The 13,265-nt window shown below is 42.9% G+C and carries 15 protein-coding genes; 6 read left to right on the forward strand and 9 right to left on the reverse strand.

What is annotated here, in order from left to right; all coding sequences use genetic code 11:
• Window positions 1–100: 100 nt before the first annotated feature.
• Window positions 101–304, reverse strand: coding sequence for a helix-turn-helix transcriptional regulator (locus CHH58_RS14405; RefSeq protein WP_095228857.1), 204 nt, complete (start codon window positions 302–304; stop codon window positions 101–103).
• Window positions 305–610: a hypothetical protein gene (locus CHH58_RS14410; protein WP_095228855.1), complete on the reverse strand. Its 306-nt coding sequence runs from the start codon at window positions 608–610 to the stop codon at window positions 305–307.
• 149 nt (window positions 611–759) lie between these two features.
• On the opposite strand from CHH58_RS14410, the gene CHH58_RS14415 reads away from it, so the two are divergent.
• Together CHH58_RS14415 and CHH58_RS14420 are read left to right on the forward strand one after the other, a co-directional pair.
• Complete coding sequence (locus tag CHH58_RS14415) at window positions 760–1,206, forward strand: NUDIX domain-containing protein (protein ID WP_095228853.1); 447 nt, start codon at window positions 760–762, stop codon at window positions 1,204–1,206.
• Between the two features lie 40 nt (window positions 1,207–1,246).
• Window positions 1,247–2,797 carry a glycosyltransferase gene (locus tag CHH58_RS14420; protein ID WP_095228851.1) on the forward strand — a complete coding sequence of 517 codons (1,551 nt, stop codon included), beginning with the start codon at window positions 1,247–1,249 and terminating at the stop codon, window positions 2,795–2,797.
• Here CHH58_RS14420 and CHH58_RS14425 read toward each other — a convergent pair.
• Both CHH58_RS14425 and CHH58_RS14430 read right to left on the reverse strand, forming a co-directional pair.
• On the reverse strand, window positions 2,763–3,431 hold the full coding sequence (locus CHH58_RS14425; protein ID WP_095228849.1) for a class I SAM-dependent methyltransferase: 669 nt from the start codon (window positions 3,429–3,431) through the stop codon (window positions 2,763–2,765). The genes CHH58_RS14420 and CHH58_RS14425 overlap by 35 nt on opposite strands.
• 114 nt (window positions 3,432–3,545) lie before the next feature.
• Window positions 3,546–4,259: a TraR/DksA C4-type zinc finger protein gene (locus CHH58_RS14430; RefSeq protein ID WP_095228847.1), complete on the reverse strand. Its 714-nt coding sequence runs from the start codon at window positions 4,257–4,259 to the stop codon at window positions 3,546–3,548.
• A 106-nt stretch (window positions 4,260–4,365) separates the two neighbouring features.
• Between CHH58_RS14430 and CHH58_RS14435 the strand changes: the two genes are divergently transcribed.
• Window positions 4,366–5,031 carry a Type 1 glutamine amidotransferase-like domain-containing protein gene (locus CHH58_RS14435; RefSeq protein ID WP_095262722.1) on the forward strand — a complete coding sequence of 222 codons (666 nt, stop codon included), beginning with the start codon at window positions 4,366–4,368 and terminating at the stop codon, window positions 5,029–5,031.
• Between the two features lie 19 nt (window positions 5,032–5,050).
• On the opposite strand, the gene CHH58_RS14440 is transcribed toward CHH58_RS14435, so the two are convergent.
• Complete coding sequence (locus CHH58_RS14440) at window positions 5,051–7,267, reverse strand: ribonucleoside-diphosphate reductase subunit alpha (protein ID WP_095228843.1); 2,217 nt, start codon at window positions 7,265–7,267, stop codon at window positions 5,051–5,053.
• Between the two features lie 481 nt (window positions 7,268–7,748).
• On the opposite strand from CHH58_RS14440, the gene CHH58_RS14445 reads away from it, so the two are divergent.
• Window positions 7,749–8,627: an NAD(P)-dependent oxidoreductase gene (locus CHH58_RS14445; protein ID WP_095261366.1), complete on the forward strand. Its 879-nt coding sequence runs from the start codon at window positions 7,749–7,751 to the stop codon at window positions 8,625–8,627.
• Between the two features lie 26 nt (window positions 8,628–8,653).
• Here CHH58_RS14445 and CHH58_RS14450 read toward each other — a convergent pair whose 3' ends face one another.
• The 4 genes from CHH58_RS14450 to CHH58_RS14465 form a co-directional block, all read right to left on the reverse strand.
• A complete protein-coding gene (locus tag CHH58_RS14450; protein ID WP_095228839.1) occupies window positions 8,654–9,556 on the reverse strand; it encodes an AEC family transporter in 903 nt (300 codons plus the stop codon).
• Between the two features lie 19 nt (window positions 9,557–9,575).
• Window positions 9,576–10,151, reverse strand: a complete 576-nt coding sequence (locus CHH58_RS14455) for a xanthine phosphoribosyltransferase (RefSeq protein ID WP_095233514.1) — start codon at window positions 10,149–10,151, stop codon at window positions 9,576–9,578.
• A gap of 1 nt (window position 10,152) precedes the next feature.
• Window positions 10,153–10,458 carry a hypothetical protein gene (locus CHH58_RS14460; RefSeq protein WP_095228835.1) on the reverse strand — a complete coding sequence of 102 codons (306 nt, stop codon included), beginning with the start codon at window positions 10,456–10,458 and terminating at the stop codon, window positions 10,153–10,155.
• Window positions 10,459–10,539: 81 nt separating this feature from the next.
• Window positions 10,540–10,737 carry a cold shock domain-containing protein gene (locus tag CHH58_RS14465; RefSeq protein WP_038558067.1) on the reverse strand — a complete coding sequence of 66 codons (198 nt, stop codon included), beginning with the start codon at window positions 10,735–10,737 and terminating at the stop codon, window positions 10,540–10,542.
• A 462-nt stretch (window positions 10,738–11,199) separates the two neighbouring features.
• On the opposite strand from CHH58_RS14465, the gene corA reads away from it, so the two are divergent.
• Together corA and CHH58_RS14475 are read left to right on the forward strand one after the other, a co-directional pair.
• Complete coding sequence (gene corA, locus CHH58_RS14470) at window positions 11,200–12,168, forward strand: magnesium/cobalt transporter CorA (protein ID WP_095228833.1); 969 nt, start codon at window positions 11,200–11,202, stop codon at window positions 12,166–12,168.
• A 114-nt stretch (window positions 12,169–12,282) separates the two neighbouring features.
• Window positions 12,283–13,245, forward strand: a complete 963-nt coding sequence (locus CHH58_RS14475) for a rhodanese-related sulfurtransferase (RefSeq protein WP_095233513.1) — start codon at window positions 12,283–12,285, stop codon at window positions 13,243–13,245.
• The last annotated feature ends 20 nt before the right edge of the window (window positions 13,246–13,265 follow it).

Raw genomic sequence — 13,265 nt, forward strand, 5'->3', positions numbered from 1 at the left:
ACTGCATGGGTGATCGCTTTTTTATATAAGGCTGTTTACATATAGATTGTTGTAAATGTTAAGTTTGCAAAAAATAGGACCTCTCTATAAGGTCAATTTATCACTTTCTAATAGAACCACTGATGAAAAGCTCATCTACTCTGGTGTCCAATACAGAAGCTATTTCAAACGCTAATTGTAATGTGGGGTCGTATTTATCATTTTCAATTGCATTTATTGTTTGTCTGGAAACCTTACAGAGTTTAGCCAGTTCTTCCTGGGATAATTTCGCTGATTTTCGTAATTCCTTAATGTTATTTTTCATTTAATCACCATACTTTTTTCTGTAAATTAGCAGCGTTACCAGATATGTAATTATAGCCAATGTCAGAGAAACTAACGGCGAAATCCCATTACCATTATTATAAGACGTATTCCCCTGAACAGTTATATAAATCGTTTCTACAACATGTAAAAGTAGCGTACCTATCACTATGGTAAACGCATATGATTGAGCTTTCATCTTGATAAACTTCTTTCTTTCATCTCCTTTATCAGAAAACATTGTAATAATAATCCAAATTCCGCAAACTAACAATATGAGTGAATACACAATTTTAACCCAATCCATTTTTAAGTTTCCTCCTCATTAAAAATGTAAAAAGTATTTGACATTAATTATTGTAGCATCAGCTTTAAAAATGTCAAATACTTTTTACATCACGCAATTCGATCTCTTAGAAAACAGCATTATATAATAATAAATGGAGGTGGGATAATTTGGTCGAAAAAGTTCTAGCTTACATCATATCTATCCGTAACAATACCTATCAAATGCTTGTCCATGAACACAAAGATATGCCCGAAGCAGGGTTACAGGTTCCTGGGGGCACGGTCGATCCAGGGGAAGACTTGGTAGTGGCATTACAGCGGGAAGTCTTTGAAGAGTCTGGATTGCATGATTTGTCTGCCAGTGAATTGGTTGCCAGTGCACCATTCCTTCACCCAGAAAAACAAGAGCTCCAGCTGCGGCATTTCTATTTGATTCAAACAAAGCAGCAGCTCCCCGGTACATGGGATCATCATGTCTTTGGAAAAGGAGTAGACAACGGATTGGTTTTTCGTTATACATGGTACGATTTCACTTCTATTCCGCCACTGGCCGCTTCACAAGACCAGTTTCTGCATTTGGTCAGGAAAATAATACAGGCACATCCACGCTCTTAAGAAATACATTATTAACAGACTACATAAAGGAGCATGGTGCATGTATAAGGTATTGATTGGCACAACTGTGAAACAAGACCCTGACATATTAGAAGCCTATTTGGATTCCCTCAAACGTCTGCAAGCAAAGGACAATCTAATTTCCTACTGTTTCATTGATGATAATGATGACCCTAAATCCAGTTCTTTACTATCCGCTTTTGTCACTGAACATGATGCTGTCATCCAGCCATCGGAAGCTGCCGATACCTACCAGAAAGATGAACATACCCACTACTGGACGGAAGCTCTTATTTGGAAAGTAGCAGCTCTGAAAAATAAAATTATCTCTTATGCAATCGAGCAGAAAATGGATTATATCTTTTTCGTCGATTCCGACATTGTGCTCCACCCTGCTACATTGGAACAATTGCTTGCCAGTCAAAAAGATATCATCTCCTGTGTTTTCTGGACCCAATGGCAGCCCGGTACGCAAGCTCTGCCTCAAGTCTGGTTAAGGGATGAATATGAACAATTCAACCATCATCGCGGCGAATCGTTATCAAATGCTGAACGCGCAGAGCGGCATCAGGAATTTCTTGAACAGATGCAGAAACCCGGAATATATGAAGTAGGTGGTTTAGGTGCCTGTACGCTTATCAGCAGTGAAGCTTTATATAAAGGCGTCCATTTCGGAGAGATACCTAACCTCTCCTTTTGGGGAGAAGATCGCCACTTTTGTATCCGCGCAGCAGCACTCGGAATATCCCTTTATGTTGATACACATTACCCCGCCTTCCATCTTTACCGCAAGACTGATCTAGCAAAGCTCCCCGCATTCAGATGGGAGCATAAATGGCCAGGAGTTAACCTTCGCAGCACGAAGGAAACCAGGAATACCCTCACACTATCTATGATTGTTAAAAATGAATCCGAACGCTTTCTGGAGCGTTCGCTAAGATCCGCTCTACCCGCCGTTGATCAAGCCGTCATCATTGATGATCATAGTACAGATAATACTGTAGCCATTTGCCAGAACCTGTGTAAGGAATACAATGTTCCGCTGAAATTGATTGAAAACCCTCGTTCTGAATTCAGCAACGAAGTTGAACTGCGGAAACAGCAGTGGCAGGAAACAATAGCAACACAACCTGATTGGATTCTAAATCTCGACGCGGATGAAGTACTGGATAGCGTTTTTCTCATAGAAAAAGACCAGCTGTTGAACCAAGCTGGCCTCGATTTATATTCGTTCCGCTTATTCGATTTCTGGGATGAAGAACATTACCGGGAAGATCAGTACTGGCAAGCACATTCATTTTACCGCCCGTTCTTGCTGCGCTATCAGCCAGCTTTCCCGTATGAATGGCGGGAAACGCCGGTTCATTGCGGCCGCTTCCCCGAAAATATCTTTCAGCTGCCGAATGGTATAAGCACCATTCGTATCAAGCATTTCGGCTGGGCCAGAGCGGAGGACCGTCTCCGAAAATACGAACGCTATCGTCAGCAGGATCCAGAAGCAATCTACGGCCAGAAGGAACAATATGAAAGCATCTTGGATCCTGATCCAAATTTAATCAAGTGGATGGAGGTTTCTTCTTTCGAAAGATAGCTCGGTAACAATATAGTCTTCCCCACTGATCATTGAATAGCGCATCTGCAGGCATTTCCGTTTCAACTGGTCCGGCATATTCAAAGCCTCCCAGTTCTGCCAATGTTTCAAGAATGCTAATATCCACTGTTGGGTAGTCGAATGTCATGATGACATAACCGTCTGGTTTTAAGATACGGCTGAATTGCTCCCAAGCGCGTTTTTGCACGCTAACATCCAAGTGCTCCATCACCGAGATACAAAAGACTTTATCAAAAAAAGCATCTTCATATGGCAGAGATGTTAAATTCGCTTCAGCACGATGAATATTCCGGAGTAAATCTTCAGGTAGACGTTCCGCTTCCTCCGGACCAAAATCCTTGGTCACATCCTCCATAATCGCCTGATTATCTGTAATCCTGCTATCTATATCACATGCATAGACTGTTTTAGCTGAAGTCGCCAAATGGAACTTAAACGGATGGCTGATTCCTGATGCAGCATCCAATACAATATCATCTGCTTCCACAAAAGAAGACGCCCATCCATATTCATAGCTGCGGCTCCACCAAGCATCCGGTAATTTCAGCACAAAATCGCGCTCCTTACGATCATCATGCTTGAAAAATCTCGAAGTCCATGCTTCTGTCAACATGCTTCAACCCCTTTTTTAGATTACGTAGCGTGTAGTACAACGTATTCCGCAGGATAAGCATGTATGCAAGTTTCTCTGTACAGCAAAAGAGCCGGGCAATGATGCCCGGCTCTTTTACTCATCGTAGAGAATTGATTTAACGTCTGCATCCTCCAGATAATCCTCATACTTTTCATGATCCTCGTTTACACCATCAAACTTTCCGTTAATATCAGCAAGCAGGAAATTTTCAATATCTTGTGCTCCGCCTGTCTCTTCATCGGAATTTACCGCCATATAATCATAATCCTTTTCTGTGTTGACGAAATCGGAAGGAGTTTCGGATGACCCGTACGCTTGCAGCTCCTGCAAGGTGTCTTCTCCGTCATAAAAATTATGCTCCGTGTCCTCTTCATCATCTTTCCCTTCCAAATCCTCAAGTCGAGGATGGATGACAGCTTCCTCAGCTGGGCGGTCATGCAGAGTCATTCGCTGCGGCTTGTACTCTACAAGCGTTTCTGCTGTCGGCATTGCCAGCAGACGCTCTTCCGGAATCGGTTTTCCTGACTTTTTACAAATCCCGAAAGATCCATCTTCTATTCGTTTTAAAGCTGCTTGAACGTCCTTCATCTCCTGCTCCAGATGATCATTCAGCGCAATATCCTTTTCCCGTTCAAATAACTCGGTCGCTGTATCCCCAGGATGGTTATCATAGTTGCTCAATTCGCCCATAGCATCCTTCGTGTAGGACATCTCGACACCAAAATGGTCTTTTAGCGCCTGTTTCAATTCCTGCAAACGATTCTCCAGCATTTCCTTACAGGCATTCAATGTCTCTTGTCTAACCATGCACTTTCCTCCTGTTCATTTCCTGCTGTCAGTAGTATGTGACAGAAAACGCATCTCTATTAAGAGGGTGCATATTGTATAATCAGGAAAATGGAGGCGACGCTTTATGCAATCAAGAAAACTGTATCTGCTCGGAGGGAATACCTCACAGGAAGAAGCGAATATACACTTTGCCACAGCAGCAGGCGGACAAAACGCCCATATCGCTTTATTGATTGTATATCGGGAAGGCTGGGAAGCATTCCTGCCTCGTTATACAAGTCACTGGATCGCCCAAGGAGTTCATGAGAACAATATAACCGTCATCGTACCGAATGAAAAGGGTGAATTAAATACAGCAGAAGGAACTGAAATTGTTTCAAATGCTACAGGAATTTTCATCGGAGGCGGTCATTCGGAGACATACTATAGCTTATATGCCAAAGAGCCATTTAAGCAGCTATTAAGAGAAAAATATGCTGCCGGTACACCGCTGGCAGGCAATAGCGCTGGAGCATTGCTTATGCCAGAAACCGTCCTGCTATCCCCACAGGATACGGACAATCAGCAAGCTTGGAGCGGATCTGGGCTCGGTATCCTCCAAAACCAGCTGATTAGTGTCCATTTCTCCCAATGGCAGGATGAACCGAACCTCATTTCCGGCTTGCATCATCACAATATTCCATTCGGATATGGCATAGACGAGGATGCTTGTTTATATCTAGAGAACGAGAAGCCAACAGCCGTTTTTGGAAACGAACAAGTCAAACGCATAGAAAAAGGGACCCTGTAAAAACAGGGTCCCTTTTGTATTAGTTGGATGTAGAACGCAAATAGTAAGATGTCTTGATACCGGAATCCCAAACAGCAATATGCAGATCCAGCAATTCTTTTGCTTTGATGGAATTTGGAACATACATATTGAAAGAGATCGCCTGGTCAATATGCTTTTGGCGTGCTGCATTTTGTTTCACGCTCCACTGCTGATCAATTTCGTAAGCAGATTTATAGAAGCGATCTGTTTCTTCATTCAAATCAGGTGCAGTGACCGGAATCTTGTAATCCTTCTTCTCTTCAGAATAGAACTTACTGAAGATCGGGTCTGTTGTAGCCGTACTTCCTGCAATCAACGCAGTAGAAGAGTTCGGCGCTACCGCCATCAAGTACGCGTTACGCATACCGTTTTCTTTCACTTGCTCTTGCAGACCTTTCCAGTCAAGCTCAGAATCGCCAGTTGTATAGCCTTTATTATCAAAATAGCTTCCATCTGCCCAATCAGAACCTTCGAAAATAGGGTAAACACCTTTTTCCTTCGCGATTTTCATGCTGGATTGAATTGTCAGGTAAGCGATTTTCTCATACAGTTCATCTGCATACGCAACAGCTTCATCACTTTCCCAATCAATCTGTTTCAATGCAAGCAAGTGATGCCATCCAAACGTTCCGAGCCCAATGGCACGGTATTTCTGGTTTGTAATCTGAGCTTGCAAAACAGGAATTGTGTTCAAATCGATAACATTATCCAACATACGAACCTGGATAGGAATCAAGCGTTCCAAAACGTCTTCTGTAACTGCCTTAGCCAAAGAGATGGAGGAAAGGTTACATACAACGAAGTCTCCTGGTTCTTTTGTAATAATGATTTTGCCGTCTTGTGTGACTTGTTCTGTCATGATAGTCGGGCTTTGGTTCTGCATGATTTCCGTACAAAGGTTACTGGAGTAGATCATACCAGCATGCTTGTTGGCATTCTGACGGTTGACTTCATCCCGGTAGAACATGAACGGGCCGCCTGTTTCAAGCTGGCTGCGCAGGATACGCTTCATCACATTGATAGCTGGAATCTCTTCCTTGTGCAAGTCTGGATTCTCTACACATGCCCAGTACTTCTCACGGAAAGAACCGTCGCCTCTTGTCTCATCGTAGAAATCTTCCAAAGAAAAGCCCATTACGCGACGAACTTCATGCGGATCGAATAGATACCAATTGCCGCGTGATTGTACTTGTTCCATGAAGATATCAGGCAGGCAAACACCCGTAAACAAATCATGTGTACGCTGACGTTCATCTCCGTTATTCAGCTTCGCATCAAGGAATGGGAAAATATCTTTATGCCAAATATCAAGATAAGTTGCAATTGCACCTTTACGTTGGCCAAGCTGGTCAACACTTACTGCTGTATTGTTAAGCTGTTTCATCCAAGGAAGCACACCAGAAGATGCACCTTCGAAACCTTTTATCGCACTGCCTCGGCTGCGGATCTTACCTAGATACACACCGATACCGCCGCCGTTTTTAGACAGGTTGGCGATGTCTGTATTGCTGTCGAAGATTCCTTGCAGACTGTCATCAACAGTATCAATAAAGCAGCTGGAAAGCTGACCATAGCTCTTTCCGGAGTTGGACAAAGTCGGTGTAGCGACTGTCATGTAAAGATTGCTCAATGCCCAGTAAGCTTCTGTTACAAGCTCTTTGCGCGTTTCCTCAGGCTCCTTGCTCATGACTGTCATTGCGATGATCATGAATCTCTCCTGCGGAAGCTCATATGTTCCACCTTTATGGTCAGTAGCCAGATAACGATCTGCCAGCGTGCGCAGACCAATATATGTGAACAGTCCGTCTTTCTTATAATCGATCAAGCTATGGAAATGATTGATTTCATCTTCACTATAAATGTCGAGAAGGAATTTATTATAGATACCGATCTCAGTCAATTGCTGAATCAAGCTGTAGAATGATCCGTATTTCTCTTCGAAATTGTAACCTCGGTTTTGTGAAGCTTGGAAATAAAGCTGTTCAAGATACAAGCTGGCAGCGATATATGTCCATTGCGGCTCTTCTTCATCCAGCTGAGACAATCCTTCCAATATAAGTTGGTTCAACCACTCTTTATCGGATGACCAGGCCTTCTGCTCCATCAGGCGCTCACCATATTGAATCAGATGTTTTGCATCAGCTTCTGCAAAGCGTGATTCGAGCACGGCTGCCACATGCTCTTTCCAATTGACTGTTTGTGTCGTATCTAACATGTTGAAACTTCCTCCTCCAAAATACAGGTGTAATTGTAAGTACTTCTTTCCCCTAAACGCACAAAGTGAGCAACTACCAGGAAACTGTCTATTCTGTCGGTCCTACTAGATACAGTAGTAACATAGATCAGAATCGACAAATAAAAAGTGTCTGAGAACACTGTCTATCAGGCAAATGAAGCGATTTCTTCTTCTACCTGTCGATACCCGGCTTGCTCGCCTTCGAAACTATATATAGTATTAAATTATGTCTTCACTAACAAGATGTTGTATAAATGACTTTACCATATATCCATAACTCTTTCAATCTCTACTTTTTTCGTCGGCCGCATTTCACAATCTATCGCAAAAAAGAAACTGCCATCTTTCGAGGTTTTTTGCTGTCGAAAAATTGTTTGTGATTTTTGGCGATTCTATCTCCAGCACTCGACATTCCTGAAGCTTAAAGGTACGATAAAAGTGCATGCTAAGGAGGGATTATATGGGAACTATCAAGAAAGTAGGATTCATCGGTACAGGCGTTATGGGAAAAAGCATGAGCCGCAATTTAATGCAGGCAGGCTTTGAACTGGCAGTCTATACACGAACGAAAGCGAAAGCAGAAGAATTGATTGATGCTGGAGCAGTTTGGCACGATACACCTGCGAGCCTCGCTGCCAGTGTGGATGCAGTAATTACGATGGTCGGCTACCCAAGCGATGTTCAGGAAGTCTACTTTGGTGAAAACGGTATTATTCATCACGCACGCCCGGGCACCTATGTAATTGATATGACGACCTCGAAGCCCGCGCTTGCCGAGGAAATCCATTCTGAAGCGAAAGATAAAGGTATTTATGCATTAGATGCCCCTGTTTCAGGTGGGGATATTGGTGCGCAGAACGGAAAACTTGCCATCATGGTCGGCGGTGACGCAGATGCATTTCAAGCTGTCCTTCCAGTGTTCGAAGCAATGGGTGAAAACATTATCCTTCAAGGACCTGCAGGTTTCGGACAGCATACGAAGCTGATTAATCAGGTAACCATTGCAAGTAACATGGTTGGTGTTTGCGAAGCGATTGCTTATGCAGAGCATGCAGGCATGGACCCATCAAAGGTGCTCCAGTCGATAACGACAGGTGCTGCCGGAAGCTTCAGCCTGAGCAACCTTGCTCCCAGGATGATCAAAGGAGATTATGATCCTGGTTTCTATGTGAAACATTTCATCAAGGACATGAAACTTGCTTTGGAAGCAGCCAATGAAATGGGAATGACTACACCAGGACTGGAACTGAGTCTCTCCTTATATGAACGCCTTGCCGAAAATGGTGATGAAGATCTCGGGACACAAGCACTGATTAAATTATTTACTAAGAAAGCATAAAAAAAGAGGTCAGGAAACTGGCCTCTTTATATTAGTATATACAATAAGACAGGTAAGGTAATAAGACTAAGCACCGTACTGATTAACGTTGCACTCGACACATAAGCAGGTTTAGCGCCAAATTCGAGTGCGTATAAAGTTGTATTCGCCGCTGTAGGCATCGCAGCAACCAGAATCATGATCTGTTTGACCATGTCATCCACCGGCAGAATCAGCGTAAATAAATAAGCGATGACCGGTGAGATAAGCAACTTCAAAACGAGCGCATAAGTAAGACGCTCATATTCAAAGGATTTTAACGAGATATTAGCAAGCTGCATACCAAGCACGATCATCACTGTAGGGATTGCTGCATCTGCAACAAGATGGACAGCCTCGGTAATCGGCCCGCTAAGCGGAATGGACAAGACTTGGAACAAAATACCAAGTATCGCTCCATAGATAATCGGTATTTTTAAGACAGAAAGGAAAGTAGCACGAGGCGACAGCACAGCCCCTCCACCCTTAGCTGCTATAAAGACACCGATCGTCACCATTACGAGCTGCTGCAATACAAGCAGAATAACCGCATAATCGAAGCCCGCTGCTCCGAATACGAATAGAACGAGCGGAGTTCCGTAATTGCCGTTGTTCATAAACGAAGCGCCAAGCATTAAGCTATATGTATCCTGTCGATCATAGCCGCGCAGAAGACTGATCACATAACAGATCAATACCAATGCCAGACAAATACCGACAACAAAAATGGCCAAATAAATATAATCTACACTTAGCCGATTTTCATAGAACGTTTGGAAAGCCAATACGGGTGACAGCAGATAAACCGACATTTTTGAAATGCTACGGATGTCGAATTTCAAGAGCTTCTGTCCAACAAAACCAAGAAGAAAAATTCCGAAGATTGGCAATAAGGTTAATATGTAAGCCACAAACTATCATCCTATCAAGTTATGAATTCAAGAATTCTATTTTCCCTTCACCAATACGCGCAATACGAGCAAGGGATACCACTTCAATACCTAGTTCTTCCAGACGCGACCTTCCTCTTTGAAAGCTTTTCTCGATGACAATTCCGATACCAGCAACAGTAGCACCCGCCTGATTAAGAATACTAATTAAACCAGCAGCCGCTTCCCCGTTCGCAAGGAAATCATCGATAATCAGCACGTGATCTTCCGGCGATAATCTATCTTTTGAAATCGTCACATCTGAATGTACCTGTTTTGTGAACGAATAGACAGACTCGATATAAACATCACCCTTCATTGTTAGTGACTTTTGTTTTTTCGCATAAACAACCGGGACGTTGAAAGCAAGACCAGCCATAAGCGCAGGTGCAATTCCACCTGCCTCAATTGTTACGATTTTCGTTACAGGCTTGTGCTGGAATCGACGACGGAACTCCTGGCCTATCTCATATAAAAGGGCCGTGTCCATTTCATGATTCAAAAAGCTATCTACTTTGACGATTGTATCTCCAATAATCGTTCCTCTTTCTTGAATTGCTTTTTGGAGCAGTTCCATCTTATCGCTTCCCCTTTCGTTCCTCTGCCACAGATGCTGCAACGAATGCCAAATCATCATTACCAAAGAACTGCAGCACCTCCACTACCATCTCGTCTGAGATATCAGAGGCTTCTTCTTTAGGAAGGATTTCTTCCAACGCTTCTTTAAGCGCTTCATTTTTTCCTTGGTTCGGATAAGCTTGTTCATATAAGGAAACAGCATCAAGATTATGATTCGTACACCATTGGGCAAAGATCCGGATCATCATCCGTTCATCTTCTTGGTATTTTTCAATGATCTTCCTTGAAAGCTCGTCTTGACTCATCAGCGCTCATCTCTCCTTAAAAATGATAAAAGACGCATCCTGGAAAATTCCAGAATGCGCCTCTGTCGTCATTGTATGAAATTACAGACGAGTTACGTTAGCAGCTTGTGGGCCGCGGTTGCCTTCAACGATTTCGAATTCAACTTCTTGACCTTCGTCAAGAGTTTTGAAACCTTCAGATTGGATAGCAGAGAAGTGTACGAATACGTCGTCTCCGTCCTCTCTTTCGATGAAACCAAAACCTTTGTCTGCGTTAAACCATTTTACTTTTCCAGTCATTTAAATGACCTCCTTACAATAGAAGTACAAAAGTACAGGTATTGAATCGTTATACCTTTACACCACTTATTGTGAAAGAGATCGTAAAGATTATTCAACCGTACCGTTTCCTTTTGCTACTTAAGAGTACCTTTTTTTGAATAAGAATGCAAGTCAATTACAACTATTTTTCCAAAAATAGTTCATAATGAGTCGCACGCCCTATAAAAACGCTTTCTTTAACGCTATCACTCGCAGAATACGCTTACACAGAGACGCATATATACCTGTGACTATAGTCACGGTTTTTGCTCCGAAATTCGACAAACATGCTTATTCACTTCCAGTTTAACCACTGTATTTCTTTTTCATACCCGCTTTTAAGAAGAAATATTCCTGTTGACAGTTCTTACCCCATTTTTTTATAGTGACTATAGCTTACGAACATTGTGAAATAATAAACGTAACGGAAGGGGTGGCACTATGATTAAGACGTATCTCTATGATCATCAGACTGACACGATGCATACAAATATCTCTTTAAAAAACAGCAATCGTCATTTGGAGGATCCTGACAATCTCCTGTGGATTGATGCCTATGATGTACAGTCTCATGAATTGCATGAAATAGCTGGGATATTTGACTTCCACCCGCTGGCTATCGAAGACTGTCTGCATGACAGCCCCCGCGCTAAAGTAGATGATTATGATGCATACAAATTCTTCGTCTTCCATGCCCTGCGTTACAACGAGGAAAGTGACAACGAAATCACCACACTGGAACTGAATGTTTTCCTGGGCCCGAATTATGTAGTGACTATCCATAAGCATAAGCTTCGCTGGCTCGGCCAGATGGATGCCATTTGCTCACGTTCTTCCCGATACATGAATCAAGGAGCTGACTTCCTTCTGTATGCACTCGCAGATGGCATTACGGATGAATACTTTCCTGTCTTGGATCGTATCGGAATCCGGATCGAAGAACTGGAAGATGAAATGTACAGTGAAGGTGTTAAAGAGGTAACGGAGGAATTCCTTGCCTTAAAACGGACGATTATTCTGATCAGAAGGGTGATTCTGCCGCAGCGGCGGATTTTCCTGAATGTAAACAACAAATGGAAATTCGATATTAAAGAGGAGAATGTGCCTTTCTATACGGATCTGATTGATCACTTGGAACGCATTGTTGACTCTACCGAAACATTCCGTGATTTGGTAAACAGTGCACTGGATACGTATTATTCCATTATCAGTGCCAAATCAACGGAGAAGCTGAATGTCCTGACAATTATCTCGACAGTCATGCTTCCGCTTACGTTCGTGACAGGGTTCTTCGGGATGAATCTGCCAATACCGTATGCTGATAGTCCATGGACGACAGCTGGTGTAAGTGTCCTTCTTGTTTTGATCACTTTCGGCATGTGGCATTATTTCAAGAACAAGCTGTTTTAAAATTCCATTTGTACCGGGCTTCTTTTCGTGTTAAAATATTTGATTGCAAGAGTATAAATAACGACATATCGCCTAATTTTGTATCTTGCAAATATAAATGACAGGTGGAAAAAGATGATGAGTGATTATCGAGTATTGTTATATTACAACTATGTAGATATTGAAGATCCGGAAGTTTTTGCCCAAGAACATCTAAAGGCATGTAAGGAACTCGGACTTAAAGGCCGTATCCTTGTAGCAAAAGAAGGTATTAATGGTACTTGCTCCGGAACAATTGAACAAACACAAGCTTATATGGACATGATGCATGCGAAACCAGGTTTTGAAGAAATGGTCTTCAAAATCGACGAAGCGGATGAACATGCTTTCAAAAAAATGCATGTGCGCGCACGTCCTGAATTGGTGACGCTGCGTCTTGAAGATGATATAGACCCTCGCGAGATGACTGGCAATTACCTATCCCCGCAGGAATTTTACGAGGCGATGCAGGACGAGAACACTGTAGTTCTGGATGCACGGAATGATTATGAATTTGATCTTGGTCACTTCCGCGGCGCAATCCGCCCTGACATTGAAACTTTCCGCGACCTGCCAGATTGGGTCCGCGAAAACAAAGATATTTTAGAAGGCAAGCGCGTTCTGACATACTGCACAGGCGGTATCCGTTGTGAGAAGTTCTCCGGCTGGCTAGTGCGCGAAGGTTTTGAAGATGTCGGTCAATTACATGGCGGTATTGCCACTTACGGAAAAGATCCTGAAGTACAAGGCAAACTTTGGGACGGCCGCATGTACGTATTCGATACACGTATCTCTGTACCGATCAATCAAACAGAACACGTTATAGTTGCCAAAGATTACTTCGATGGACAGCCTTGTGAACGTTATGTTAATTGTGCAGATCCTTCCTGTAACCGCCAGATTATCTGCTCTGAAGAAAATGAGCACAAATATCTTCGCGGCTGTTCTGACAGCTGCCGCCGTTCTCCTCGTAACATGTACGTTGCAGAACACGGCTTGACTGAAGAAGAAGTGGAAGCACGTCTTGCGAAATTAGATAAAGAAACAGTAGCAAACTAAAAGAACCCCCTGAGGGGGTT

This window comes from Terribacillus saccharophilus (genome assembly GCF_002272745.1).
GTDB classification, from domain to species: domain Bacteria; phylum Bacillota; class Bacilli; order Bacillales; family Amphibacillaceae; genus Terribacillus; species Terribacillus saccharophilus_B.

Excerpts from the sequence above, each read along its gene's own strand:
- CHH58_RS14405 (WP_095228857.1), bottom strand. The coding sequence starts at position 304 with ATGAAAAATAACATTAAGGAATTACGAAAATCAGCGAAATTATCCCAG.
- CHH58_RS14420 (WP_095228851.1), top strand. The coding sequence starts at position 1,247 with ATGTATAAGGTATTGATTGGCACAACTGTGAAACAAGACCCTGACATA.
- CHH58_RS14445 (WP_095261366.1), top strand. The coding sequence starts at position 7,749 with ATGGGAACTATCAAGAAAGTAGGATTCATCGGTACAGGCGTTATGGGA.
- CHH58_RS14440 (WP_095228843.1), bottom strand. The coding sequence starts at position 7,267 with ATGTTAGATACGACACAAACAGTCAATTGGAAAGAGCATGTGGCAGCC.
- CHH58_RS14465 (WP_038558067.1), bottom strand. The coding sequence starts at position 10,737 with ATGACTGGAAAAGTAAAATGGTTTAACGCAGACAAAGGTTTTGGTTTC.
- corA (WP_095228833.1), top strand. The coding sequence starts at position 11,200 with ATGATTAAGACGTATCTCTATGATCATCAGACTGACACGATGCATACA.
- CHH58_RS14460 (WP_095228835.1), bottom strand. The coding sequence starts at position 10,458 with ATGAGTCAAGACGAGCTTTCAAGGAAGATCATTGAAAAATACCAAGAA.
- CHH58_RS14410 (WP_095228855.1), bottom strand. The coding sequence starts at position 610 with ATGGATTGGGTTAAAATTGTGTATTCACTCATATTGTTAGTTTGCGGA.
- CHH58_RS14430 (WP_095228847.1), bottom strand. The coding sequence starts at position 4,259 with ATGGTTAGACAAGAGACATTGAATGCCTGTAAGGAAATGCTGGAGAAT.
- CHH58_RS14475 (WP_095233513.1), top strand. The coding sequence starts at position 12,283 with ATGATGAGTGATTATCGAGTATTGTTATATTACAACTATGTAGATATT.
- CHH58_RS14455 (WP_095233514.1), bottom strand. The coding sequence starts at position 10,151 with ATGGAACTGCTCCAAAAAGCAATTCAAGAAAGAGGAACGATTATTGGA.
- CHH58_RS14425 (WP_095228849.1), bottom strand. The coding sequence starts at position 3,431 with ATGTTGACAGAAGCATGGACTTCGAGATTTTTCAAGCATGATGATCGT.
- CHH58_RS14435 (WP_095262722.1), top strand. The coding sequence starts at position 4,366 with ATGCAATCAAGAAAACTGTATCTGCTCGGAGGGAATACCTCACAGGAA.